2 protein-coding genes are annotated in these 1,401 nt (G+C 42.3%); both read left to right on the plus strand.

The annotated features are described in order from the left end of the window. Positions 1-729, plus strand: a 729-nt coding sequence (locus GMD6S_RS09135) for an ERAP1-like C-terminal domain-containing protein (protein ID WP_000295010.1), incomplete at its 5' end; no start/stop codon positions are given. A gap of 109 nt (positions 730-838) precedes the next feature. Next, the coding region (gene ciaR / locus GMD6S_RS09140) for a two-component system response regulator CiaR (protein WP_000590632.1) at positions 839-1,401 on the plus strand (563 nt) is incomplete at its 3' end.

Consider the following 1,401-nt stretch of genomic DNA (forward strand, 5'->3'; position numbering starts at 1 on the left):
AACAGTCTGGTTGCTAAATTGGCTCGTCATAACTATGACCGTCTTGGCTTTGAAGCCAAAGACGGAGAATCAGATGAGGATGAATTGGTTCGTCAGTTGGCCGTTTCTATGATGATTCGCTCCAATGATGCAGAAGCTAGTCAAGTCGCTAGCCAAATCTTTGCAGCTCACAAGGAGAACCTTGCAGGACTTCCAGCAGCCATCCGTGCACAAGTTCTTATCAATGAAATGAAACACTATGAGACCAAGGACTTGGTCGCAACTTATCTGGACCTCTACACTCATGCGACGGATGCGGTCTTCAAACGCCAGTTGGCAGCTGCTCTAGCCTACAGTACAGATGCTGACAATATCCAAACCTTGATTCGTTCATGGAAGGACAAATTTGTGGTGAAACCACAAGACCTTTCTTCATGGTACCTCCAATTCCTCGGACACCAAACAACTCAAGAAACTGTTTGGGTATGGGCGCGTGAAAACTGGGATTGGATCAAGGCAGCTCTTGGTGGGGATATGAGCTTTGATAGCTTTGTCATCTTCCCATCACACATCTTTAAAACAGAAGAACGCTTGGCTGAGTATAAGGAATTCTTTGAACCGCAACTTTCTGACCTAGCTCTTAGCCGTAATATCCGCATGGGGATCAAGGATATCGCAGCGCGTGTTGACTTGATTAAGCGTGAGAAAGCAGCAGTCGAAGCTGTTGTAGCCCAATATGGCAAGGCTTAATTCGTTCAAAATGTAAACAAAAACTCAACTTTCTATCTTAAAAGAAGAGAGAGTTGAGTTTTTTTTAAGGCAATTTTGGTATAATAATCATAACAAGGAGGAGTTTCTGATGATAAAAATCTTATTAGTAGAAGATGACCTAGGTCTGTCAAACTCAGTATTTGACTTTTTGGATGATTTTGCAGATGTCATGCAGGTTTTTGATGGAGAAGAAGGGCTCTACGAAGCTGAAAGTGGCGTTTATGACTTGATTTTGCTTGACCTGATGTTGCCTGAAAAAAATGGTTTCCAAGTCTTGAAAGAGTTGCGAGAAAAAGGAATTACGACACCAGTTCTTATCATGACTGCCAAAGAGAGTTTGGATGACAAGGGACATGGTTTTGAGTTGGGAGCGGATGACTATCTCACCAAACCTTTCTACCTAGAAGAACTCAAAATGCGGATTCAAGCCCTTCTCAAGCGTTCAGGAAAGTTTAACGAAAATACCTTGACCTATGGGGATGTAGTCGTCAATCTTTCAACGAATGAAGTGAAGGTGGAAGACACGCCTGTGGAACTGCTCGGAAAAGAGTTTGAGTTATTGGTTTACTTCCTTCAAAATCAAAATGTTATTCTTCCCAAGACACAAATTTTTGACCGTCTATGGGGATTTGATAGCGATACGACTATTTC

The organism is Streptococcus sp. GMD6S (assembly GCF_000297015.1).